General features: G+C 62.1%; 24 protein-coding genes. 14 read left to right on the top strand and 10 right to left on the bottom strand.

Translation table 11 applies throughout. The annotated features are described in order from the left end of the window. Nucleotides 1–21: 21 nt before the first annotated feature. The gene (locus HX868_RS09170) at nucleotides 22–261 is read right to left on the bottom strand and encodes a DUF6124 family protein (protein WP_028618292.1); all 240 of its coding nucleotides are present in this window, start codon (nucleotides 259–261) and stop codon (nucleotides 22–24) included. Between the two features lie 330 nt (nucleotides 262–591). Then, a complete protein-coding gene (locus HX868_RS09165; RefSeq protein ID WP_177002626.1) occupies nucleotides 592–996 on the bottom strand; it encodes a hypothetical protein in 405 nt (134 codons plus the stop codon). Between the two features lie 211 nt (nucleotides 997–1207). Between HX868_RS09165 and HX868_RS09160 the strand changes: the two genes are divergently transcribed. After that, entirely contained in the window at nucleotides 1208–1495 is a 288-nt protein-coding gene (locus HX868_RS09160; protein WP_177002760.1) for a HigA family addiction module antitoxin, read from the top strand. A 150-nt stretch (nucleotides 1496–1645) separates the two neighbouring features. Here HX868_RS09160 and HX868_RS09155 read toward each other — a convergent pair whose 3' ends face one another. The 6 genes from HX868_RS09155 to pilG are packed head-to-tail and all read right to left on the bottom strand — an operon-like array spanning nucleotide 1646 to nucleotide 11339. Further along, nucleotides 1646–2101, bottom strand: a complete 456-nt coding sequence (locus tag HX868_RS09155) for a chemotaxis protein CheW (protein ID WP_010207210.1) — start codon at nucleotides 2099–2101, stop codon at nucleotides 1646–1648. Next, nucleotides 2094–7898, bottom strand: coding sequence for an Hpt domain-containing protein (locus tag HX868_RS09150; protein WP_177002625.1), 5805 nt, complete (start codon nucleotides 7896–7898; stop codon nucleotides 2094–2096). Before HX868_RS09150 ends, HX868_RS09155 begins: the two co-directional genes overlap by 8 nt. Nucleotides 7899–7916: 18 nt before the next feature. Beyond that, complete coding sequence (locus HX868_RS09145) at nucleotides 7917–9986, bottom strand: methyl-accepting chemotaxis protein (protein WP_038850853.1); 2070 nt, start codon at nucleotides 9984–9986, stop codon at nucleotides 7917–7919. After that, complete coding sequence (locus HX868_RS09140) at nucleotides 9983–10507, bottom strand: chemotaxis protein CheW (protein ID WP_033897068.1); 525 nt, start codon at nucleotides 10505–10507, stop codon at nucleotides 9983–9985. The genes HX868_RS09145 and HX868_RS09140 overlap by 4 nt, the downstream gene beginning before the upstream one ends. 12 nt (nucleotides 10508–10519) lie before the next feature. Further along, nucleotides 10520–10885 (bottom strand): twitching motility response regulator PilH, encoded by a 366-nt coding sequence (gene pilH / locus HX868_RS09135; RefSeq protein ID WP_014720320.1) that lies wholly within the window; start codon nucleotides 10883–10885, stop codon nucleotides 10520–10522. Nucleotides 10886–10931: 46 nt separating this feature from the next. Next, entirely contained in the window at nucleotides 10932–11339 is a 408-nt protein-coding gene (pilG, locus tag HX868_RS09130; protein WP_177002624.1) for a twitching motility response regulator PilG, read from the bottom strand. A 239-nt stretch (nucleotides 11340–11578) separates the two neighbouring features. On the opposite strand from pilG, the gene gshB reads away from it, so the two are divergent. From gshB to HX868_RS09095, 7 genes are all read left to right on the top strand, one after another. After that, entirely contained in the window at nucleotides 11579–12532 is a 954-nt protein-coding gene (gene gshB, locus HX868_RS09125) for a glutathione synthase (RefSeq protein WP_028618297.1), read from the top strand. Nucleotides 12533–12609: 77 nt separating this feature from the next. Beyond that, nucleotides 12610–13515 carry an energy transducer TonB gene (locus HX868_RS09120; RefSeq protein WP_177002623.1) on the top strand — a complete coding sequence of 302 codons (906 nt, stop codon included), beginning with the start codon at nucleotides 12610–12612 and terminating at the stop codon, nucleotides 13513–13515. Between the two features lie 67 nt (nucleotides 13516–13582). Then, on the top strand, nucleotides 13583–14152 hold the full coding sequence (locus HX868_RS09115; protein ID WP_177002622.1) for a YqgE/AlgH family protein: 570 nt from the start codon (nucleotides 13583–13585) through the stop codon (nucleotides 14150–14152). Next, entirely contained in the window at nucleotides 14152–14589 is a 438-nt protein-coding gene (gene ruvX / locus HX868_RS09110; protein ID WP_003195067.1) for a Holliday junction resolvase RuvX, read from the top strand. Before HX868_RS09115 ends, ruvX begins: the two co-directional genes overlap by 1 nt. A 175-nt stretch (nucleotides 14590–14764) precedes the next feature. After that, a complete protein-coding gene (gene pyrR, locus HX868_RS09105; protein WP_016976043.1) occupies nucleotides 14765–15271 on the top strand; it encodes a bifunctional pyr operon transcriptional regulator/uracil phosphoribosyltransferase PyrR in 507 nt (168 codons plus the stop codon). Nucleotides 15272–15295: 24 nt separating this feature from the next. Then, the gene (locus HX868_RS09100; protein WP_016976042.1) at nucleotides 15296–16300 is read left to right on the top strand and encodes an aspartate carbamoyltransferase catalytic subunit; all 1005 of its coding nucleotides are present in this window, start codon (nucleotides 15296–15298) and stop codon (nucleotides 16298–16300) included. After that, the gene (locus tag HX868_RS09095) at nucleotides 16297–17568 is read left to right on the top strand and encodes a dihydroorotase (RefSeq protein WP_016976041.1); all 1272 of its coding nucleotides are present in this window, start codon (nucleotides 16297–16299) and stop codon (nucleotides 17566–17568) included. Before HX868_RS09100 ends, HX868_RS09095 begins: the two co-directional genes overlap by 4 nt. A gap of 120 nt (nucleotides 17569–17688) precedes the next feature. On the opposite strand, the gene HX868_RS09090 is transcribed toward HX868_RS09095, so the two are convergent. After that, nucleotides 17689–18117 carry an NINE protein gene (locus tag HX868_RS09090; RefSeq protein WP_016976040.1) on the bottom strand — a complete coding sequence of 143 codons (429 nt, stop codon included), beginning with the start codon at nucleotides 18115–18117 and terminating at the stop codon, nucleotides 17689–17691. Between the two features lie 250 nt (nucleotides 18118–18367). Between HX868_RS09090 and HX868_RS09085 the strand changes: the two genes are divergently transcribed. Next, complete coding sequence (locus tag HX868_RS09085; protein WP_028618303.1) at nucleotides 18368–19009, top strand: C40 family peptidase; 642 nt, start codon at nucleotides 18368–18370, stop codon at nucleotides 19007–19009. Between the two features lie 104 nt (nucleotides 19010–19113). Here HX868_RS09085 and HX868_RS09080 read toward each other — a convergent pair whose 3' ends face one another. After that, a complete protein-coding gene (locus tag HX868_RS09080) occupies nucleotides 19114–20148 on the bottom strand; it encodes a type IV pilus twitching motility protein PilT (RefSeq protein WP_177002621.1) in 1035 nt (344 codons plus the stop codon). Nucleotides 20149–20205: 57 nt separating this feature from the next. Between HX868_RS09080 and HX868_RS09075 the strand changes: the two genes are divergently transcribed. The 5 genes from HX868_RS09075 (at nucleotide 20206) to metW (ending at nucleotide 24257) form a co-directional block, all read left to right on the top strand. Further along, the gene (locus HX868_RS09075; RefSeq protein WP_028618305.1) at nucleotides 20206–20892 is read left to right on the top strand and encodes a YggS family pyridoxal phosphate-dependent enzyme; all 687 of its coding nucleotides are present in this window, start codon (nucleotides 20206–20208) and stop codon (nucleotides 20890–20892) included. A 33-nt stretch (nucleotides 20893–20925) separates the two neighbouring features. Further along, on the top strand, nucleotides 20926–21744 hold the full coding sequence (gene proC / locus HX868_RS09070; RefSeq protein WP_177002620.1) for a pyrroline-5-carboxylate reductase: 819 nt from the start codon (nucleotides 20926–20928) through the stop codon (nucleotides 21742–21744). Nucleotides 21745–21753: 9 nt separating this feature from the next. After that, nucleotides 21754–22344, top strand: coding sequence for a YggT family protein (locus HX868_RS09065; protein WP_033897055.1), 591 nt, complete (start codon nucleotides 21754–21756; stop codon nucleotides 22342–22344). Nucleotides 22345–22489: 145 nt separating this feature from the next. Next, nucleotides 22490–23629 (top strand): homoserine O-succinyltransferase MetX, encoded by a 1140-nt coding sequence (metX, locus tag HX868_RS09060; protein ID WP_177002619.1) that lies wholly within the window; start codon nucleotides 22490–22492, stop codon nucleotides 23627–23629. A 7-nt stretch (nucleotides 23630–23636) separates the two neighbouring features. After that, nucleotides 23637–24257, top strand: a complete 621-nt coding sequence (metW, locus tag HX868_RS09055; protein WP_016972957.1) for a methionine biosynthesis protein MetW — start codon at nucleotides 23637–23639, stop codon at nucleotides 24255–24257. Nucleotides 24258–24262: the final 5 nt, after the last annotated feature.

Here is a 24262-nt window from a genome sequence, read left to right as displayed (position 1 = left end):
CTTTTTGGGAACGATCAAGTTTTAAGCGACTGCAGAAGGGGAAATCTGTTCCAGGGCCCGATCCACTAATAGCTGCCCCAGCTCCGCCATTTGCTGGATGCCGAGCATGATCGCGCGCTGGGAGGTGTCCAGGTCGAAGGCGAGATTGCAGGTGAGTGCGTTAAGGGAAGACAGGGTTTCGCTGGCGTTGACCAGCAGGGTTTCGGTGTTTTCGTGCGGGTTTACGGTGAAGAGGGGCGGATTGGGGGTAGGTTTGACCATGATGAAGCTCCTAAACAGTGAGTAAGGAGCGCCACCTTTCGCTTGCACGCGAATGAGGGTGGCGACCGTGCGCAGGTGTGCAAGACCGGGCCTGTTTAGGACACCCAGCAGGTCCGAAGACCTCCTGCGCGCAGCCGCCATAAAGCAGCGAGCACAAAAAACGCCCGTTGGTTGGCTGGGCGTTTGTACGCCTAAACAGTTTCGTCGGACTTGCACGTCCGTGTCACCGTTTTTTGCGATGACGAGACGAAGACTAGGCGCGCTGGCTGCTCGCGACAAGTTCATGCACAGCCCAAAATCTTGCAGGAAAAATCCGAGAGCCCATTCGGCCTACAACTTCATATCTATGGTCACAGCGCCCAACCCTTCCAGCGGGTAGCTGCGGTATTCATAAACCTCCCCACGAACAGTGACGTGGATGAGCCCAGCCACCCGGCTCACTTGGACTGCAGGCTCTTTGGTTGTCATAAAGGGAGGTGCCGAGACCAGCGCTGTCAGTATCTCCCGATCACTGCCTAATTCCTTATGAACGTAGTACCTGTAGGAGAACCCCACTGTCGCACCGCCCTGGCCGTCGCGTGCTCCATAAATCGAGCTGCCGTTGCCCAAGGAATGCTCCAACACGACTTCATCCAGATCCGGCATTCCTGGGGATAGGAACCAACTGGCACCGATATAAATCAGGCAAACCACGAGTAGGCCATTACGCAGTTGAGACTTTAACGGTATGGTCATTTTCGGCCCCTTTTTGGTAGTGAGAAGCGCAGAACCTAGCCACCCCGCTTAGACCTGAAAACCCACCAAATCCAAATGCAGAAGTCGCCTACAGCAATTACATCCAATGCTGACAAAGCTTTCAGGTTGTTGCTCGGAACCCGTTTCTCTAGCATTTTTTTTCCGAACCCCGCCACGGTCGAACGTCATGAATCCAAACACTAAGCCTGATATGACCCAGCACAACCCCCCTCACCCAGGTGAAATCCTGCTTGAAGATGTAATCCCTGCCCTGGACATCACCATCACCGAAATGGCCCGGCGCCTGGGATTCGCCCGTGAGACATTTTCGAGGATTTTGCATGGGCGTGCGCCTGTCAGTCCTGACTTGGCGGTGCGGCTTGAGCGGGCAGGTGTGAGCACTGGGCAGTTATGGCTGTCGATGCAAAGCGCCTATGACTTGTGGCAGGCCGAGCATCGGGAGCAGCCGGTGATTGAGCGGTTTGCGCGGATTGAATAACGAGCACGATCTAGCGGGCACAGAAGATCAAATGTGGGAGCTGGCTTGCCTGCGATGGCGGTGGGTCAGCTAGCTTATGTGTGAGTGACACTCCGCTATCGCAGGCAAGCCAGCTCCCACAGTAGGTCTCGCTGAATTGGAGAATAGTGCTCAGGCCAGGCCGGATTCGACCAGCAGGGCTTCCAACCCCATCAAGTCCGGCACCTTCGCCACATGCTCCCCCACCTGCACCGCCGCCAGCTCCAGCGGGCACAGCGGCACGTCCACATAGCTCAATTCACTATCAAGCTTGTACGACCGGGGAATCCCCTGGATCACCAACGCAATAAACTTCAACGTCGGCCGCCCACCCAACGCGTTCAGCACCACGATCCGCGAGCGTTCGCCGGTCACGCTGGCTTCGCCGCACACCGCTTCAAAGCTGATCAGCGGGATTTGCCGGTCGCGCCAGGTCACTTGCCGCAAATACCACGGCGGCGCATCGCTGGCCGGTTCGCCGCGCTGGAAGTCGATCAGCTCGGCAATGGCGACGTTGGGCAGCACCAGGTGGCGGTCGGCCAAGGGCAGGAGCAGGCCGGTGAGTTGGCTGGTGCGGTGGTCAAGCATGGGACTTGCTCCAGTAGGCGATGCTTTCGAGCAGCACCGATTCCTGGTACGGCTTGCCGAGGTAGTCATTCACGCCGATGGCCATGGCGCGGTCGCGGTGTTTCTGGCCGGTGCGCGAGGTGATCATGATGATCGGCAGGCGCATCAGCCGGGGGTCGTTGCGCACTTGGGTGGCGACTTCGAAGCCGTCCATGCGCGGCATTTCGATGTCGAGCAGCATCAGGTCCGGGCTGTGCTCTTCCAGCACGGCGAGGGCGTCGATGCCGTCTTTGGCGGTGAGCACGTTCATGCCGTTGCGTTCCAGCAGGCGGCTGGTGACTTTGCGCACGGTGACCGAGTCGTCCACCACCAGCACCAGCAACGGACGCTTTTTCAGCGGGTCGTTGAGGATCAGCGGCGCATCCACTGACTGCGCCGGCAAGGCCGCTGGGCGGGCGCGGATATGCGCCAGCAGGTTGATGATCAATACCACGCGACCATCGCCCAGAATCGTCGCGCCAGACAAACCCTGCACGCCGGCAAACTGCGGCCCCAGGCCCTTGACCACGATTTCCCGCGTGCCGGCCATGGCGTCCACATGGATCGCCACGCGCCGCTCGTTGCATTGCACCAGCAGCACCGGCACTGGTTGATATTGGCCCAACAGTTTCGGGCGGCTGACGGTGTGCAACAGGTCGCCCAGGTAAAACAGCTCGTAACGCTGGCCGGCGTATTCATAACGTGGCGGGTCTTGCTGGTAATGCCCGGCCAACTCATGGGGCAACACACGCACCAGGCCTTCGATGGTGTTGAGCGGGATCGCATATTGATCGTCCGCACATTGCACCATCAGCGCACGGTTGACGGACACGGTGAACGGCAAGCGAATACGAAAGTGCACGCCCATACCCGGCGTCGAGTCGATGAACATCGAACCGCCCAACTGACGCACTTCCTCATGCACCACATCCATGCCCACGCCGCGCCCGGAAATCTGCGTGATCTTTTCCGCCGTGGAGAAGCCCGGTTGCAGGATGAACTGCAACACGTCGCGGTCGCTGATCTCCTGATTCGGGTCGAGCAAACCGCGCTTGATCGCCTTGCGCCGCACGGCCTCCAGCGGCACACCCGCGCCGTCGTCGCGCATGTCGAAGACGATGTCGCCACCTTCGTGGGTCAAGTCCAGGGTGATGCGACCTTTCTCCGGCTTACCGGCCAGCAGCCGTGCATCGCGGGACTCCAGCCCATGGTCGACGGCGTTGCGCAGCATGTGTTCCAGCGGCGCCGCCATGCGTTCCAGCACGTTGCGGTCCATCTCGCCTTCAGCGTTGCCGACGATGAACTCCACGTCCTTGCCCAACTCACCCGCCACTTGGCGCACGATGCGTTTGAGGCGCGGCAGCATGCGTTCGAACGGCACCATGCGCGTGCGCATCAGGCCTTCCTGCAACTCGGTGTTGATACGCGCCTGTTGCTGCAACAGGTCGTGGGCGTCTTCGTTGCGGCGCTCAAGGGTGTCCTTGAGGTCGAGCAAGTCAGAGGCAGATTCGGACAACGCGCGCGACAGTTGCTGCAACTGCGAATGGCGGTCCATTTCCAGCGGGTCGAAGTCTTCATAGCCCAGGCGCTCGGCCTCGGCTTGCTGGCGGCTGAGGATGCGGCCCTGGGTTTCAGTGTCGAGGCGACGCAGTTGGTCGCGCATGCGCTCAATCGTAGTTTCCACTTCGGTCAGGGCGATGCGTGCGTCGTTGACTTGTTGTTCGATACGGCCACGAAAGATCGAGGTTTCACCAGCCAGGTTGACCAGGTCGTCGAGCAACTCGGCAGAGATCTTCACCATGTCGGCCATCGGATCGACGACGGCCTCCGCCTTGCCCGCCGGCAACGCCAATGGCGTCACAGGCTCGTCGCTCGGGTGCACCAGGCTTTTGATGCGCTCGATGAGCTTGTCCACCGAGCCGACCGGCAAGCCGTCCGCCACCGCGTCGATCATCTGCGCCAGGCGGTCGTGGCAGCCTTGCAGCAATGCGAACAACGCCGGGGATGGCGCGAGCAAACCGGCGGACAGGCCTTCGTAGAGAAATTCCAGTTCATGGGCCAGGTCGCCGATGGGCGCGATCTCGACCATACGCGCGCCACCCTTGAGGGTGTGCAGGTCGCGCAGCAGGGTCTCCACTTCCTGGCGATTACCGGGCTCGGCCTGCCAGCGCGACAGCGCAGCACTGGAGCTGTCGAGGATGTCGGCCGCTTCTTCGAGGAAGATATCCAGCAGCTCAGGGTCGGCGCCAGACGCAGGCGGCGCGGCGGCCGGTGCCGCAGGCGCGCTGCCTTGGCGCAAGGCGCGCACCCTGGCGATCAGCTCGGCGCTATCGCTCAGGGGCTGGTGATGTTGCAGTTCTTCAAGCTGCAAGGCGAGGCGCTCATGGCTGGCCATCAGCACTTGGGACAATTCGGCAGAGTAGCTGTAGCGGCGGTCCACCAGCCCTTCGTACAGGCATTCCAACTCATGGGCCAAGTCGCCAATCGGTTCGATTTCAGCCATGCGCGCGCCGCCCTTGAGGGTGTGCAGATCGCGTTGCAACGACGACAGCGGCGCGGCGTTGTCGGGCTCCAGCAACCAGCGCTTGAGCGACTGCCCGGCGCTGTCGAGGATGTCCACGGCTTCTTCGAGGAAGATCTCGACGATCTCGTCGTCCATCGTCGTTTGCTGATCCAACTGCTGTGTGGCGGCGCCCAGTTCGGCAATGCTCAGCGCGCGGCTGCCATCGCTTTTGATCAGGCCGGTGGCGGACGGGTCGAGGGCTTCATCCAGCAGCTCGCGCAGGGCGTGGACACGGGCCGGTGCCGGGCTGATTTCCTGGCCGGCGGCCAGTTGGTCGAGCATGCTGATCAGCGCTTCATGGGCCTGTTCGGCCTCATGGAAAAACCGCTCGCTGACCGCCAGGCTGCTTTCCTCAACGGCGCCGTACAGGTCGAGCAAGGCTTCGCAGAGTGCGTCGATGGCATGCAGGTCTGCGACGTGCGCGCCCTCCCCCAGCGTGGTCAATTCATCCAGCAGCGCGGTGAGTTCCTGGCGTTCGCCGGGGTGTTGCTGCCAGCGACGTAGCAGGCTCTCGGCGTCGAGCAGGATATCCATGCCCTGGGCCAGGAAGTTGGCGATCAGTTGTGGGTCGCGCTTGATGTGCACGTCGAGCAGCGCTTCAAGCTGCTGATCCAGCAGGCCTTGGGTGCGGCTGATCAGGTCCTCTGCACCGTTGATCGGCGCCAGGGGATCGTTGTCCAGATCGCGCAGCCCCTTTTGGAACAGGCCTTCGGCTTCCAGCAGCAACTCCACTTCGTCCAGGTCCAACGGCAGGCGGTGGGCCTTGTATTCGCGGGTCAGGTGGTCGAGCGGGCGCGCCAGCTCGGCAATCGGCAACACGCCCGCCATATAGGCGCTGCCCTTGAGGGTGTGCAGGGCGCGTTGCAGTTCATCGCTGACTTGCAGCGGCACATGCTCGGCGGCCTGTTGCAGGAAGTGGTTGAGGCTGTCCAGATGGCTTTGGGCTTCGTTGCGGAAAATCTCCAGCAGCATCGGATCATGAGGCTCGGCGGCCAGCGCGGGTGTACCGCTGGCCAAGGCGTGGGCACGGGCGGCCAGGGCGTCGACTTCATCGCGTTGGCGCTGGTCGTCGATGGCAAAGTCAGCGATCAACTCCGGCAGCAAGGCCACCGCTTCGTCCAGCACCTGCTGCACGTCGGGGCCAAGGTTCACGCTGCGCTCCAGCACACGGTTCAGCAGGTTTTCCACCGCCCAGGCCAGCTCCGCCAAGACCAGCGCGCGCACCATGCGGCCGCTGCCTTTGAGGGTGTGGAAGGCGCGGCGCATTTCGGCCTGGGCGGTTTTGTCCGCGCTGTTGGGCAGGTAACGGTGCAACACCTCGAGGACTTCGTCGGTCTCCTCAAGGAAGACTTCGCGCAGTTCATCGTCGATGGGTTCTTCATCGGCCGGCGGCGGCAACAGGCTGCCGGGGCGCTGCAGGGCCGGCGGGTTCAGCCGCGACGTGGGGCTGGCCAGTGCGTCGAACTGGGATTGGCTCGGCGCAACCTCGGCCGCGAGCGCGCCATCCGGTGCAACCAGGGCCTGGCGCCAGGGCTTTTCGGCGGGCAGGTAACCCAGTGCGGCCAAGCCTTGGGTGGCCAGTTCCAGCACGCGCTCGCCCGCAGCATCCGAGTCTTGGAGCATGCGCTCCAGGTAGTACTCCAGGCTGCTGATCACGTCGGCGAAATGCGCCAGTTGCCTCTCGGAAGGCGGTGCATCGTTGCCCATCAACTGTTCGTCGACGTAATCCGTGCAGCCGCGCATCAGGCTGGCCGCGCGGGGCAACGGGATCATCGCCAGGGCGCCGCGCACCTGGCTCAGCAGCTCCGGCAGGGACTCCAGGCGCTGGCGGTCCCAATCGGCTTCAATGCAGTCGATCACCAGTTCCTTGGCTTGCTTGAGGCACTGGCAGGATTCACGGATCACCAACTGGTGGATCTGGGTCAGGTCGGTGGTGGGCAAGCGGCTTTCTTCGCGGCTTTCCGGCTCGACAGTGCCGACCATGCCCGCCAACGTGGCTTCGACGTAAAGCAAGGCGCCGGCGACGTCCATCAACACAGCGTCATTGGGTTCGCGTTGGCCTTGGACCAGGCTCAGCACCACGGCGAGTTGGTCGATGATGACTTTGCGCGGCTGACCGAAGCCCAGCACCGCCAGCGTATCGGCGATCTGCCGCAGCGGCGCCAGCAATGCATCAAGGTCGCTGGTGTGCTGGCGGTCGCTGCGTACGAACAAGTCGAGGCGTTCTTTGACCCGCACCAACTCTTCACACAAGGCGCCCAGCACCGAGCCCATGGCGTTGCGGTCCGGCCCGGCCAGGCGTGCGCGCTCGGCATCGACCACCGCGCTGTCAGGCAAGGCTTCATCCAGGCCGTAGCGTTCCTTGAGGCTTTGCATGCGCGGCGTTGGCCGGGTGACCTTGGCGACATAGAACAATAGGCTCTTGAGCAGCTCATCCGGCGCCGGCTGGTTGATGCCGCCAATGCCTTGGGCCAGCAGGCGCTTGAGTTGTTTGTCGCTGGCCTTGAGCAGGCTGCGCAGCGCCGGACTGTTGGCGATCACGCCAGTGAGCATGCCTTCGACCAGTGCCGAGGTGACTTGCCACAACGGCAACAGCGGCGCGCCTTGGCACAGTGCTTCGAGGCGTGCGAACACCCGCGCCATGTCTTCCAGGTTGCTGGGGCCATGGTCTTCACGCAGCAGCCCGGCCAGCGCCTGCTGTAGAAGCTGGTGCCACTGGCGCAGTTGCTCTTTCAGGTCGGGTACCGCGCGTTGGGCCAGGGCCTCATCCGGCAGTGGCGCGATGGTCAGCAGTTGCGGGCTGAACAGGCTGGTTTCCGACAACAGGCTTTCGCCGTGCGCGCTGCGCAGGTCATTGAGCAGTGGCAACACCACCAGCGGCAGGTCGCGGCGGGCGCTGTGCACGCGGTCCAGGTACAACGGCAATTGAGTCAGGGCTTGTTGCAACAGGCGAATGCTTTCGTCGCGCTGACTGACGCTCCCGGCTTGCAGGGCCAGCGCCAGTTCTTCGATTTCCTCGGCCAGCAGCGCCGCGCCGTAGAACTCGACCATCTGCAACGCGCCATGCACTTGGTGGACGCACGCCAGGCACTCGCTGATCGCTTCGGCGTCTGTAGTCTCGACATAAGCGTCGAGCGCCGAGCGAGCCTGTTTCAGGGTTTCGGCAATGTCGCCCTTGACCCATTCGAGGGCCACGTAGTCGTGCCGATCAACCATAACTGCTCCGCGTTGAAATCATGAATGGCTGTGGGGCTGTTCATCCACCGGACGCGCCGGCGGCAAGGTGAAGCCCGACACCGACCGCCGCAACTGGCTGGCCATTTTCGCCAGGTTGCCGATGCTTTCGGCGGTGGCCGTGGAGCCCGACGAGGTCTGGGTGGTGATCTGCTGGATCACGTTCATGGTCAGGGAGATCTGCCCGGCCGATGAGGTCTGTTGCTGCGCTGCGTTGGAAATACTCTGGATCAGCGCCGCCAGGGTCTTGGATACGCCTTCGATCTCTTCCAGCGCCACCCCGGCGTCCTGGGCCAGCCGCGCGCCGCGTACCACTTCGGTGGTGGTCTGTTCCATGGAAATGACCGCTTCGTTGGTGTCGGCCTGGATCGCCCGCACCAACGTTTCAATCTGCCGGGTCGCCGCCGATGAGCGCTCGGCCAGGCGCTGCACTTCATCGGCAACCACGGCAAACCCACGCCCGGCATCGCCGGCCATGCTTGCCTGGATAGCAGCGTTGAGGGCGAGGATGTTGGTCTGGTCGGCAATGTCGTCGATCAGGCTGACGATGTCGCCAATTTCCTGGGACGACTCGCCCAGGCGCTTGATGCGCTTGGCGGTGTCCTGGATCTGCTCGCGGATGTTGTCCATGCCATGGATGGTGTTGTGCACCACCTCGTTGCCCTTGTTGGCGATTTCCACCGAGCGCTCTGCCACCGCCGAGGACTCGGCAGCGTTGGCCGAGACCTGGTCGATGGACTGGGCCATCTGGTTGATCGCGGTGGACGCCTCGGCGATCTGCTGGGCTTGATGCTCCGAGGCCTGGGCCAGGTGCATGGCGGTGGCCTGGGTATCCTGCACGGCGCCGGCGACTTGCCCGGCGGTGAGGTTGATGGTGGCGACCAGGTCGCGCAGTTGGTCGACGGAATAGTTGATGGAATCGGCAATGGTGCCGGTGAAGTCTTCGGTCACCGAGGCAGTCACCGTGAGGTCGCCGTCGGCCAGGTCTTCGATTTCATCCAGCAGGCGCATGATCGCGTTCTGGTTGCGTTCGTTCTTCTCGGCGGTTTCGTGCAGCTGGCGGTTGGTCTCGCGCACCATCACCAGGCCGATCAAAATGATCGAGGTCAGTGCGAGCAGGCCCAGGACATAGCCGCCGATGGTGTCAAAACTGCGCCCGCTGGCGAGGTTTTCGAACCCGGTGGCCAGGTGCGAGGCTTCATCGAGCAGGGTTTGCGACAGATTGAAGATGTTGCTCGCTGAGGCCCGCACCTGGAACAACTGTGGCGAGGTTTCGAGGATTTCATCCACGGAGCCGGAAACGAATTCGAACAGTTCGGCGATTTCCGCCAAACGCGCGCGGGCGTCGCGGTCTTCGACCTGGGTGATGCGCAAACCGGGGTTGCCCTGGAGCATGCCATTGAGCACCTGGCCGAAGCGGTTGGCGTCGCGGCCAAAGGCGTCGGCGGCCTGCACGGCGGTTTCGTCGCCGGCCAGCACGGTGTTCACCGCGCCGAGGATACGTTCGGCCAGCAGTGATTGGCGCTGGGCCAACGCCACCTGGCTGGCCGGCGCGCCGCGTTGCAGGAGGATATCGACGACCTTTTCCGATTCCATCTGCAGTTGCGGCACGGTTTCGGCCAGCGTTGCGGCCACTTGATGCAACGACAGCACGGTCTGCTCGCTGGCGAGAATTGCGTCGGTGTTTTTCAGCAGTGCTTCCCAGTCGGTCTGCACCGCGCGCATTTCGGCACGCACCGCGCTGGGCGCGGCGGGCAGGCCGGTTTGCGGGTCACCTTTTTTCAGGAAGCCCCAGCGCTGGGCGAAGTCGTTGCGCGCATCGCCCAGCAACTTGAACGCCGCAGCCTTGCCGGCAGCGGCTTCGGTGGCGTTCTTGGCGATACGCTGGGACAGCACGCGCAGCTCACCGGCGTGGCCGATGTACTGTTTGTCGTAGGTGGACTGGGTGTTGAGGTACGCGAAGTTGGCGAACAGCAACATGATGAACACGATCAGTGCGATGAACAGCACGATGATCTGCGAGCGGCTGCGTGAGCCGGCCTGGGGTTTGAGTGCGGTAGCGGTGGTCATGCGGCAACATCCATGAAGCCAGGGGCCTGGGCCAGAGCAAAGGGGCTGAACACCTGCCACGACGGATCGCCGTCGAACCGGCCTTGAATAAACGCTGCGTCGGGCGCGGTGTTTGCCCGCCACGCGTCTTGTGCGAAATGCTGCATCCCCACCACCTCGTCGACCAGCAGCCCGACAAACACGTCGTTGAACTCCACCACCAGCACCCGCCGTTGCTTGCGCGCCTTGGACAACTCAAGGCCGAGGAACCCACCCAAATCCATCACCGGCAACAGGCGCCCACGCAGGTTGGCCACGCCCTTGACCCAGGCCTTGACCCCGGGCATCAAGGTGCAGCGTGGTTCGTGCAGGACTTCGGCGACTTCGCCCATGGGCGCCACATACCAGTGCTGGCCCAGGCGAAAGCCGATCCCGCTCCAGCGTTGCAGGCGGGTTTCCTGGGATGGCAGGTCAGCGGCCAGCAGGCGGCAGCGGCGGTCGATGTCCAACAGCAGCTCGAAGGCGGTTTGCGACTCGGTCATGATGGCGAACCGTCAGCCGGCCAGCACCTTGTTCAGGGTGGCGATCAGGGTTTCTTCATCCACCGGCTTGGTCAGGTAGTCCTTGGCGCCCTGGCGCGCGCCCCAGATCTTGTCGGTTTCCTGGTCCTTGGTGGTGATGATGATGATCGGGATGCCGTTGGTTTCCGGCTCCTTGGACAGCTGGCGGGTGGCCTGGAAGCCGTTGAGGCCCGGCATCACGATGTCCATCAGCACGGCATCGGGTTTTTCCTGGCGGGCCAGGGCCACGCCGTCCGCGCCGTTTTCGGCCTTGAGGACCTGGTGGCCATGCTTTTCCAGCATGCCGGTCAATTTGTACATTTCGGTCGGCGAATCGTCGACGATCAGAACACGTGCCATGGTTTTCCCCACTACATAGGTGGACGCCAGCCCTTGTGAGGCGGCGTCAGTGTGCTTGTTCTACTGTGGCGAACCCCGGCACGTAGGCCTTGATCGCACCCAGCAGTTCTTCCTTGCTGAAAGGCTTGGTCAAAAACTGATCGACACCGACGATGCGCCCCTTGGCCTTGTCGAACAGGCCGTCCTTGGACGACAGCATGATCACCGGGATCGACTTGAACGCCGGGTTGTTCTTCACCAGCGCGCAGGTCTGATAGCCATCCAGGCGCGGCATCATGATGTCGACAAAAATAATGTGCGGGTGATGATCAACAATCCGGGCCAGGGCATCGAAACCGTCGATGGCCGTGATGACATCGCACCCTACGTTCTTCAACAAGGTCTCAGCGGTGCGGCGGATCGTCTTCGAATCATCGATCACCATCACTCTCAAGGCGTTGGAATGCTGTTCCATATCTGCTCTGCCATCGCCACAGCGAATCGGTTTTCGGTGTGTACTGCCTGATGTTGCACAGGATGAGCGCCGCGGGCCTTGGAATTCAAGGGCTGCTGCGCCGTGGCAGTCTTTTTAGCACAGTCTCCGGGCGCAATCTATCGAGCAACCGGCCAGGTGGTTTTTCCTTGACCCACAACAGCCGCAGCGCCACTCTGACGCCACTTTTATGCGCCCTTATTTGCTAGAGGAAATCCCCCATGAGCGTTCGCGTCGGCATTGTCATGGACCCTATCGCCAGCATTTCCTATAAAAAGGACAGCTCGCTGGCCATGCTCCTGGCCGCCCAGGCCCGCGGCTGGACCCTGTTCTATATGGAGCAGCGCGATCTTTACCAGGGCGACGGCGAGGCCCGCGCGCGCATGCGCCCACTGCAGGTGTTTGCCAACCCGGAAAAGTGGTTCGAACTGCAAGACGAAATCGACAGCCCGCTGAGCGATCTGGACGTGATCCTGATGCGCAAGGACCCGCCGTTCGACATGGAATTCGTCTACTCCACCTACCTGCTGGAACAGGCCGAACGCGCTGGCGTGCTGATCGTCAACAAGCCGCAGAGCCTGCGCGACTGCAACGAAAAGCTGTTTGCCACCCTGTTCCCTCAGTGCACGCCGCCGACCGTGGTCAGCCGCCGCGCCGACGTGCTGCGTGAATTCGCCGCCAAACATGGCGATGTGATCCTTAAGCCGCTGGACGGCATGGGCGGCACCTCGATCTTCCGTCACCGCGCAGGCGACCCAAACCTGTCGGTGATCCTGGAAACCCTGACTGCCCTAGGCACCCAGCAGATCATGGGCCAGGCCTACCTGCCGGCGATCAAGGACGGCGACAAGCGCATCCTGATGATCGACGGCGAACCGGTGGATTACTGCCTGGCACGCATCCCGGCGGCGGGCGAGACCCGTGGCAACCTGGCGGCCGGTGGTCGTGGCGAAGCGCGCCCGCTGTCGGACAAGGACCGCTGGATTGCAGCCCAGGTCGGCCCGACCCTGCGTGAAAAGGGCTTGCTGTTTGTCGGCCTGGACGTGATCGGCGAGAACCTGACTGAAATCAACGTCACCAGCCCGACCTGCATTCGCGAGATTGACAACGCATTTGGCACGAACATCGGCGAAATGTTGATGGCCGCCATTGAGCGCAAGCTACAAGCCAAGTGACATAGAACAGCCGGACATGCACCAACATTGCGCTATCATGCCCCACCTGTGAAACGCGCGATGTTGGTTTTTTTGTCATGACACTCCCGTCCGACCTGCCCCCCGAACTCTCCCACAGCGGCGTGCGCCCGGCTGATCGGCTCGGATTTACCCTGTTCCTGGCCGCGTTGATTCACCTGGCCCTGATCCTCGGCGTGGGTTTCACCATGGTCGAGCCCAAGCAAATCAGCAAAACCCTGGAAATCACCCTCGCCACGTTCAAAAGTGAAAAGAAGCCCGAGAAGGCTGATTTTCTCGCCCAGGACAACCAGCAAGGCAGCGGCACCCTCGACAAAAAAGCCATACCCAGGACCACCGAAGTGGCGCCGTTCCAGGACAACAAGGTGAATAAAGTCACCCCGCCGCCGGTGCCCAAGCCCGAGGTCAAGCAGGCCGCGCCCAAGGCTGCGGTGACTACCGTTGCGCCCAAGCCGCAAAAAGCCCCAACCCAGCGCGAAAAGACCAAGACCGAACCCACGCCCGAGCCCGTAAAGCCGGCGCCGACCTTCGACAGCTCGACCCTGTCCGACGAAATCTCCAGCCTCGAAGCCGAACTGGCCAACGAACAGCAGCTGTACGCCAAGCGCCCGCGCATCTACCGGCTGAACGCCGCCTCGACCATGCGCGACAAAGGCGCCTGGTACAAAGACGAGTGGCGCAAGAAGGTCGAGCGCATCGGCAACCTCAATTACCCGGAAGAAGCCAGGCGCCAGCAGATTTACGGCAATTTGCGTCTATTGGTTTCAATCAACCGCGACGGCACGTTATATGAAGTGCAGGTATTGGAGTCCTCCGGCCAGCCGCTGCTGGACCAGGCCGCCCAGCGCATCGTGCGCCTGGCCGCGCCTTTTGCCCCTTTCAGCGGCGACTTGAACGACGTCGACCGCCTGGAAATCATCCGCACCTGGAAATTCGCCAAGGGCGATCGGTTGTCGAGCAATTGATGACAATTGCCCTCTGTGGCACATCACCAGCTTGTCAGTTCGCCCCTCCACCGCCACACTATCGAACATGAAAAACGTCAGCCCGACCTACCTCAAGCATCAATTCCTGATCGCCATGCCCCATATGGCCGACCCGAACTTTGCGCAGACCTTGACCTACATCGTCGAGCACACGGCCAATGGTGCGATGGGGCTGGTGGTCAACCGCCCGCAAGAGCTGAACCTGGCGGATATCCTTGAGCAACTGCGCCCGGAAGTCGATCCGCCCGCCCGTTGCCAGGGTGTGCCGATCTACATCGGCGGGCCGGTACAGACCGATCGCGGTTTTGTGCTGCACCCGACCGGGCCGAAGTTCCAGGCCACGGTCGACCTGGACGGTGTGTCACTGTCCACCTCCCAGGACGTGTTGTTCGCCATCGCCGACGGTGTGGGCCCCGATCAAAGTGTGATCACCCTCGGTTATGCGGGCTGGGAAGCGGGCCAATTGGAAGCCGAACTGGCCAGCAACGCCTGGCTGACATGCCCCTTCGACGCCGACATCCTGTTCAACACGCCCAGCGAACTACGCCTGGAAGCGGCTGCCGCCAAACTGCGGGTCAACCTCAGCCTGTTGACCAGCCAGGCGGGGCACGCCTGATGGCTTTGCGACTGATCCTGGGTTTTGACTACGGCACCAAACAGATCGGCGTCGCCGTCGGCCAGGTCATCACCGGCCAAGCCCGCGAGTTGTGCACCTTGAAAGCCCAGAACGGCGTGCCGGACTGGAACCAGGTCGAAGCCCTCATTAAAGAGTGGAAGCCCGACGCGGTCGTGGTCGGCCTGCCGTTGAACATGGACGGCACCCCCAGCGACATGTGCCTGCGCGCCGAAAAATTCGCCCGCCGCCTCAATGGCCGCTACAACCTGCCCTTCTATACCCACGATGAACGCCTCACCACCTTTGAAGCCAAGGGTGAGCGCCGTGACCGTGGCGGGCAAAAGGGCAGCTACCGCGACAACCCCGTGGACGCCATCGCCGCCGCCCTGTTGTTGCAGGGATGGTTGGATGAAAACACTGCATTATTTGAATCCTGAATTGCCGCATTGCTTTTTGTAGGAGCGAGCTTGCTCGCGAAAAACGTCAACGATTACGCGCGCATCCAGTAATGCACGCGGCGCCTGTGAGTTCTTCGCGAGCAAGCTCGCTCCTACAGTGTCTTTTACGTTTGAGCCCGGACCTTGCCTGCGCCAAGGTCCTGAAGGAGCCTGCATGAGCCTGCCGAACCCCGCCGAACTGATCAGCCAGATGGCCACAAGCCTCACGGCCCATCTGCAACACCGCAACATCAGCGAGCCGCGCTTCATCGGCATTCGCACCGGTGGTGTGTGGGTAGCCCAGGCCTTGCTGGAAGCACTGGGCAGCGACTCGCCCCTCGGCACCCTCGACGTGTCCTTTTACCGTGACGACTTCAGCCAGAACGGCCTGCATCCACAAGTGCGCCCGTCGGCCCTGCCGTTCGAGATCGAAGGCCAGCACCTGGTGCTGATCGACGATGTGCTGATGAGCGGCCGCACCATCCGCGCCGCCATGAACGAACTGTTCGACTACGGCCGCCCGGCCAGCGTGACCCTGGTGTGCCTGCTCGACCTGGATGCCGGCGAACTGCCGATCAGCCCGGATGTGGTCGGCGCCACGCTGTCGCTGCAAGCCCACCAACGGGTAAAATTGTCCGGTCCCACGCCGCTCGAACTCGAACTGCAAGACCTTGCCCTTTAAACCGCCTTGTAAAGAGTCCCCGCGATGACGCCTCTAGATGCCAAGCGCCCGCTGCAGCTCAATGCTCAGGGCCAGTTGCAACACTTCTTGTCCCTCGACGGTTTGCCCCGCGAACTGCTCACCGAAATCCTCGACACCGCCGACTCGTTCCTTGAAGTCGGTGGCCGCGCGGTGAAGAAGGTCCCGCTGCTGCGCGGCAAGACCATCTGCAATGTGTTCTTCGAGAACTCCACACGCACCCGCACTACCTTTGAACTGGCAGCCCAGCGGCTGTCGGCCGACGTGATCACGCTGAACGTGTCTACCTCGTCGGCGAGCAAGGGCGAGACCCTGCTCGACACCCTGCGCAACCTGGAGGCCATGGCCGCCGACATGTTCGTGGTGCGCCACGGCGATTCCGGCGCCGCGCACTTCATCGCCGAACACGTGTGCCCGCAGGTAGCGATCATCAACGGCGGCGACGGCCGTCACGCCCACCCGACCCAGGGCATGCTCGACATGCTCACCATCCGTCGGCACAAGGGCAGCTTTGAAAACCTCTCGGTGGCCATTGTCGGCGACATCCTGCACTCACGGGTTGCACGCTCGAACATGCTGGCCCTGAAAGCCCTCGGTTGCCCGGATATCCGTGTGATCGCACCAAAAACCCTGCTGCCGATCGGCATCGAGCAGTACGGCGTGAAGGTCTACACCGACATGGCCGCCGGCCTCAAGGACGTGGATGTAGTGATCATGCTGCGCCTGCAACGTGAGCGCATGGCCGGTGGCCTGCTGCCGAGCGAAGGCGAGTTCTACCGCCTGTTCGGCCTGACCACTGCGCGCCTGGCCGGCGCCAAGCCGGATGCCATCGTCATGCACCCGGGCCCGATCAACCGTGGGGTAGAGATTGAGTCGGCGGTGGCCGACGGCCCTCAGTCGGTGATCCTGAACCAGGTCACCTACGGCATCGCCGTGCGCATGGCCGTATTGTCCATGGCCATGAGCGGGCAAACCGCGCAACGTCAATTCGAGCAGGAGAACGCCCAGTGAAGCTCAGCATTCTTGGCGCTCGCGTTATCGATCCGGCCAGTGGCCTGGATCAAGTTACCGATTTGCATCTGGAAGCCGGCAAACTTATCGCCATCGGCGCTGCTCCGGCTGGTTTCAGCGCGACTGAAACCCTCGACGCCAAAGGCTTGGTGGCCGCACCGGGCCTGGTCGACCTGAACGTCGCCCTGCGCGAGCCGGGTTACAGCCGCAAAGGCAACATCATCAGCGAAACCCGTGCCGCGGCTGCCGGTGGCGTGACCAGCCTGTGCTGCCCGCCCCACACCAAGCCGATCCTCGACACCTCGGCCGTGACCGAGCTGATCCTCGACCGCGCCCGCGAAGCCGGCAATTGCAAGGTGTTCCCTATCGGCGCCCTGAGCAAAGGCCTGGAAGGCGAACAACTCGCCGAACTGATCGCCCTGCGCGACGCCGGTTGCGTGGCGTTCGGCAATGGCCTGGAAAGCTTCCGCAGCACCCGCACGCTGTTGCGCGCCCTGGAATACGCAGCCACCTTCGACCTGACGGTGATCTTCCATTCCCAGGACCGCGACCTGGCCGAAGGCGGCCTGGCCCATGAAGGCGCCGTGGCCAGCTTCCTCGGCCTGCCGGGCATTCCGGAAACCGCCGAGACCGTGGCCCTGGCCCGTGACCTGTTGCTGGTGGAACAAAGCGGCGTGCGCGCGCACTTCAGCCAGTTGACCAGCGCTCGCGGCGTGGCCTTGATCGCCCAGGCCCAGGCCCGTGGCTTGCCGGTGACGGCGGATGTGGCGCTGTATCAGCTGATTCTGACGGATGAAGCGCTGATCGATTTCTCCAGCCTGTACCACGTGCAGCCGCCGCTGCGCACCCTGGCCGACCGCGACGGTTTGCGCGCAGCGGTCAAGTCCGGTGTGGTTTCGGCGATTTCCAGCCATCACCAGCCCCATGAGCGGGATGCCAAGCTGGCACCGTTTGGCGCGACAGAGCCGGGCATCAGCAGTGTCGAACTGTTGCTGCCGTTGGCGATGACGTTGGTGGAGGATGGCTTGCTGGACTTGCCGACCTTGCTGGCACGCCTGAGCGCCGGCCCGGCTGAGGCATTGCGCCTACCGGCGGGTAAGTTGGCGGTGGGTTCGGCGGCGGATCTGGTGCTGTTTGATCCGGCCAGCTCCACGGTTGCCGGGGAGCAGTGGCTGTCGAAAGGCGAAAACTGCCCGTTCATTGGGCATAGCCTGCCGGCGACGGTGCGTTACACCTTGGTTGACGGACGCATCAGCTACCAGGCTTGACGCTACCCAACACTGTAGGAGCGAGCTTGCTCGCGAAGAACGGACAGGCAACGCGGGCTACCTGAGAGCGCTGCGTTTTCGTTAACGTTCTTCGCGAGCAAGCTCGCTCCTACAGCTTATTTACCGCCCGGAATTGCGTTCGGCATTGCGGATCGAAATCTGCGTATTCAACGTCCAGAAGTCATACAGCACCCCCACCAGGAACAAGCCGCCGGTCAGCAGGTAGATCAGGCCGGTGATCCATTTGCCCTGGTACATGCGGTGCACGCCAAATACCCCCAGAAACGCCAACAGGATCCAGGCCACGTTGTATTCGATGGGCCCGGCGGTAAAACGCAGGTCCGCTTCACGGTCCATGGCCGGGATCAGGAACAGGTCGATCAACCAGCCGATTCCCAGCAAGCCGAAGGTGAAAAACCAGATCGTGCCGGTGACGGGTTTGCCGTAATAGAAGCGATGCGCTCCGGTAAAACCGAAAATCCACAGCAGGTAACCGATCACCTTACTGTGGGTGTCTTGCTGTGGACCAATCTGTTGATAGGTGTTCATCGCGTACCTCTTTTGCCTCGATAGATAAATTTTTTCATTTTCTTTGTGACTTTTTTACAGGCGCCCGACGTACGGCAAATGGTATCTTCCCTGCCCTGAAAGCCTTATGCCACCTGACTTGTGTAGGACAATTGCGGCGAATCGTCGCGTTTTTCCTGATTTTGACGTCAAGGTTCAGTCGACAAACGGCCTGAGAACGACACAAAAAGCTGTTATAAAGTTGCGCGCAAACCCATAAGAGCCACGCCTAATGCGACCATTTTTCAAGACATGGCTAACCATTTGCCTATTAATGCCACTGGCCGCCCACGCCACCAATCGTGAGCAACGACTTCCTAACGTTAACGGTTTCACCCCTAAAGTCCACAGCACGCCAAGCACCGCCAAGTCGGTAAAGCTGACCGTCAACCGCCCGACTCAACTGAGCAAGGCCCACAACGGTAAAGCAGTCCCGGGCCTGGTCGGCGTCAACACCAAGCAGAGCAGCACCGTCCTCAGCCGCGCCGTCAACGTGCTCGGTACTCCTTATCGTTGGGGCGGCAGCAGCCCAAGTAAAGGGTTCGACTGCAGCGGTTTGGTGAAATATGCGTTTAACGACGTCGCTGCCGTGGACCTGCCGCGTACTTCCAACGCCATGGCCGCCGGCCACGGGCAGAAGGTTGATCGCAAGGACCTGAAACCCGGTGACCTGCTGTTCTTCAAACTGAAGAGCCGCCAGGTCAACCACGTTGCCATCTACCTGGGCAACGATCGCTTCATCCACGCACCGCGTCGTGGCAAGTCGGTGAGCATCGACACGCTGAAGAAGCCGTTCTGGGACAAGAATTACGTGATTGCCAAGCGGGTGTTGCCGAAAGAGCAGAACAACAACCTGCGGGTCGTCCAGCGCTGATCGATCTACTGTAGGAGCGAGCTTGCTCGCGAAGAACGATAACGATGACACGGGCATTCAGAATGAACGCGGCGCCTATCAGTTTTTCGCGAGCAAGCTCGCTCCTACAGGTCTGTCGGCACCCTCGCCTTCTCCCGTGCGTCCTCGCGGCTGATCACCCCGCCCACGACCAGCGCCTTCAAACTCATATCCAGCGTCTTCATCCCCAACGCCCCACCGGTCTGGATCGCTGAAACCATCTGCGCCACCTTGTCCTCCCGAATCAAATTGCGAATGGCCGGCGTGCCCAGCATGATTTCATGGGCCGCTACGCGCCCGCCGCCGACTTTCTTCACCAGCACCTGGGACACCACCGCCTGCAACGACTCCGACAACATGGAGCGGACCATGGCCTTTTCCCCAGCCGGGAACACGTCCACCAGCCGGTCGACAGTCTTTGCCGCCGAACTGGTGTGCAGGGTGCCAAACACCAGGTGCCCGGTCTCAGCCGCCGTCAGCGCCAGACGGATAGTTTCCAGGTCACGCAGTTCGCCCACCAGGATCACGTCCGGGTCTTCGCGCAGCGCCGAGCGCAGGGCGATGGAAAAACCACGGGTGTCGCGATGCACCTGGCGCTGGTTGATCAACGCCATTTTCGGCTTGTGGATAAACTCAATCGGGTCTTCAAGGGTGAGAATGTGATGACGCCGATGCTGATTGAGAAAATCGATCATCGCCGCCAGGGTGGTGGACTTGCCTGAACCGGTCGGGCCGGTGACCAGCACCAGGCCCCGTGGCAGTTGGGCGATACGCTGGAACACTTCACCAAGGCCAAGGTTTTCCAGGCTCTGGACCTCAGACGGGATGGTGCGAAACACCGCACTCATGCCACGATCCTGCCGGAACACATTGGCCCGGAAGCGCGCCACGCCGGGCAATTCAAAGGCAAAATCTGTTTCTAGAGATGTTTCGAAATCCTTTTGCTGGTGCTGAGTGAGCAAAGGGCTCAATAAGTCCGCTACTTGCGTAGGTGAAAGCACCGGCCCCTCCAGCGGCCAGACCTCGCCATCCAGGCGCAGCATCGGCGTCAGGCCGGCGGACACATGCAAGTCGGAGGCGCCACGGCGCACGCTGGCCGTGAGTAATTCAGTGATATCCATAGGGCTTTCCATTTCCAGTAGAATGCCGCGGACTCCATATCCACGGGCGCATCTTGAATGTCGACGATAGCAGACAACATCGGCCAGGTTAGCCAGCGCATCCGCGCCGCAGCCGACGCCGTGCAACGTGACGCAAGCAGCATCCACCTGCTGGCCGTGAGCAAGACCAAACCCGCGCAAGCCGTGCGCGAAGCCTATGCCGCCGGCATGCGCGACTTTGGCGAGAACTATCTGCAAGAAGCCCTGGGCAAACAGGCCGAATTAACCGACCTGCCCTTGAGTTGGCACTTCATCGGCCCCATTCAATCGAACAAGACGCGCGCTATCGCCGAGAACTTCGCTTGGGTGCATTCCGTGGACCGCCTCAAAATCGCTCAACGCTTGTCCGAACAACGCCCGGCCGACCTGCCGCCGCTGAATATCTGCATCCAGGTCAACGTCAGTGGCGAGGCCAGCAAGTCCGGCTGTACGCCCGCCGACCTGCCAGCCCTGGCCGACGCCATCAGCGCCCTGCCGCGCTTGAAGCTGCGCGGCCTGATGGCGATTCCTGAGCCGACTGAAGATCGGACCGCGCAAGACGCAGCGTTCGCCGCGGTACGCGACTTGCAAAACAGCCTGAACCTGCCGCTGGACACACTTTCCATGGGCATGAGCCACGACCTAGAGTCGGCCATTGCCCAAGGCGCCACCTGGGTGCGGATCGGTACCGCCCTGTTTGGTGCCCGCGACTACGGCCAGCCATGAAATGGCTGACTTCCCTCTGAGTAAGGACCTGTCATGAGCAACACGCGTATTGCCTTTATCGGCGCCGGTAACATGGCGGCCAGCCTGATCGGTGGCCTGCGGGCCAAGGGCCTGGACGCCACGCAGATCCGCGCCAGCGACCCAGGCGCCGACACCCGTGCCCGCGTCAGCGCCGAGCACGGTATTGAAACTTTTGCCGACAACGCCGAGGCCATCCAGGGCGTCGATGTGATCGTGCTGGCGGTAAAACCGCAGGCCATGAAGGCCGTGTGCGAAAGCCTGCGTCCGAGCCTGCAGCCGCACCAGCTGGTGGTGTCCATCGCCGCTGGCATCACCTGCGCCAGCATGAACGCCTGGCTCGGTGCCCAGCCAATCGTGCGCTGCATGCCCAACACCCCGGCACTGGTCAGCCAAGGCGTGAGCGGGCTGTATGCCACCGCTGAAGTGAGCGCCGAACAACGTGACCAGGCGCAAGAGCTGCTATCCGCCGTGGGCCTCGCCCTGTGGCTGGAGCAGGAGCAGCAACTGGACGCGGTCACCGCCGTGTCCGGCAGCGGCCCGGCGTATTTCTTCCTGCTGATCGAGGCCATGACTGCCGCTGGCGTGAAACTGGGCCTGTCCAAGGACGTGGCCGAGCAACTGGCCGAGCAGACTGCCCTGGGCGCCGCGCATATGGCGGTGGCCAGCGATGTGGACGCCGCCGAGTTGCGCCGTCGCGTGACCTCGCCAGGCGGTACCACACAGGCGGCCATCGAGTCGTTCCAGGCCGGGGGCTTTGAAGCCCTGGTGGAAAAAGCATTGGGTGCCGCTGCGCACCGCTCGGCGGAACTCGCCGAACAACTGGGCAAATAAGGAGCCAACATGATTGGTTTGAACACCGCAGCCGTCTATGTGCTGCAAACCCTTGGCAGTCTGTACCTGCTGATCGTACTGATGCGCTTCGTGCTGCAACTGGTGCGTGCGAACTTCTACAACCCGCTCTGCCAGTTCATCGTCAAGGCCACGCAGCCGCTGCTCAAGCCGCTGCGCCGGATCATTCCGAGCCTGTTCGGCCTGGACATGTCGTCGCTGGTCCTGGCGATCCTGGTACAGCTGGCCTTGATGGCGCTGACCCTGCTGCTGACCTACGGCACCACCGGCAACTTCGTGCAACTGCTGGTCTGGGCCATTATCGGCGTGACCGCGCTGTTCCTGAAGATCTTCTTCTTCGCCCTGATCATCAGCGTGATCCTGTCCTGGGTCGCCCCCGGCAGCCATAACCCTGGCGCCGAACTGGTGAACCAGATCTGCGAACCGGCCCTGGCGCCGTTCCGCCGTCTGCTGCCGAACCTGGGCGGCCTGGATATTTCGCCGATCCTGGCGTTCATGGTGCTCAAGTTGCTCGACATGCTGGTAATCAACAACCTGGCAGCCATGACCGGCATGCCCGAGATTCTGCGCCTGCTGATCTGACGTCCCTTGTAGGAGCCGGCTTGCCGGCGATAGCACCCTCAAGAACGCTATCGCCGGCAAGCCGGCTCCTACAGGGTCAGGGTTCGCTTGCCGCTAGGTGCAGCGGTCTTTAGACTTACGCCTCATTTAAACGAGAGCAGGGTCGATGCCAGCTGCCTTTCCCCCCGATTCTGTTGGACTGGTCGTGCCCCAAGTGGCGCACTTCAGCGAACCGTTGGCCCTGGCCTGCGGGCGTTCGCTGCCTGCCTATGACCTGATCCATGAAACCTACGGCCAACTGAACGCCACGGCGAGCAACGCCGTGCTGATCTGCCACGCCTTGTCCGGCCATCATCATGCCGCCGGTTTTCACTCGGTCGACGAGCGCAAGCCAGGCTGGTGGGACAGTTGCATCGGCCCCGGCAAGCCCATCGACACCAACAAGTTCTTTGTGGTCAGCCTGAACAACCTCGGCGGCTGCAACGGTTCCACCGGCCCGAGCAGTATCAACCCGGAAACCGGCAAGCCGTTCGGCGCCGATTTCCCGGTACTGACCGTGGAAGACTGGGTGCACAGCCAGGCCCGCCTCGCCGACGTGCTCGGCATCCACCAATGGGCCGCCGTGATCGGTGGCAGCCTGGGCGGCATGCAGGCGCTGCAATGGACCATCACTTACCCGGACCGTGTGCGCCATTGCCTGGCAATCGCCTCGGCCCCCAAGTTGTCGGCGCAGAACATCGCCTTCAACGAAGTGGCGCGCCAGGCCATCCTGACTGACCCGGAGTTCCACGGTGGTTCGTTCCAGGAAGCCGGGGTGATCCCCAAGCGCGGCCTGATGCTGGCGCGGATGGTGGGGCATATCACCTACCTGTCCGATGACTCCATGGGCGAGAAATTCGGCCGTGGCCTCAAGAGTGAGAAGCTCAACTACGACTTCCACAGCGTGGAGTTCCAGGTGGAAAGCTACCTGCGTTATCAGGGTGAGGAGTTCTCCGGGCGTTTCGACGCCAACACCTACCTGCTGATGACCAAGGCGCTGGACTATTTTGACCCGGCCGCCAACCACGACGACGACCTGGCGAAAACCTTCGAAGGCGCCACGGCCAAGTTCTGCGTGATGTCGTTCACCACCGACTGGCGCTTCTCTCCGGCGCGCTCCCGTGAGCTGGTGGACGCGCTGATGGCCGCGCGCAAAGACGTTTGCTACCTGGAAATCGATGCGCCGCAAGGCCACGACGCCTTCCTGATTCCGATCCCGCGTTACTTGCAGGCGTTCGGCAATTACATGAACCGGATTACTGTGTGAGAACGCCATGAGAGCCGACCTGGAAATCATCCAAGACTGGATCCCCGCCGGCAGCCGCGTGCTCGACCTGGGCTGCGGCGATGGCGAACTGCTGAGCTGGCTGCGCGACAACAAGCAAGTCACCGGCTACGGCCTGGAAAACGACCCGGACAATATCGCCCAGTGCGTGGCCAAGGGCATCAACGTGATCGAACAGGACCTGGACAAGGGCCTGGGCAACTTTGCCAGCAACAGCTTCGACATCGTGGTGATGACCCAGGCGCTGCAGGCGGTGCACTACCCGGACCGCATCCTCGACGAAATGCTGCGCGTCGGCCGCCAGTGCATCATCACCTTCCCGAATTTCGGCCACTGGCGCTGCCGCTGGTACCTGGCCACCAAGGGCCGCATGCCGGTGTCGGACTTCCTGCCCTACACCTGGTACAACACGCCGAACATCCACTTCTGCACCTTCGAAGACTTCGAAGCCTTGTGTGGCGAGCGTGAAGCCAAGGTGATCAACCGCCTTGCCGTCGATCAACAGCACCGCCACGGCTGGGCGAGTAAACTATGGCCCAACCTGTTGGGCGAAATTGGTATTTACCGGGTCAGCAGCCCTGGCCTGACCGACCACAAAATTGCCGTCTAATCATC

Source organism: Pseudomonas reactans, from assembly GCF_013385825.1.
Taxonomy (GTDB): domain Bacteria; phylum Pseudomonadota; class Gammaproteobacteria; order Pseudomonadales; family Pseudomonadaceae; genus Aquipseudomonas; species Aquipseudomonas reactans.
The sequence above is the reverse complement of the archived record's forward strand: the minus strand, read 5'-3'. Positions and strand labels throughout refer to the sequence as shown.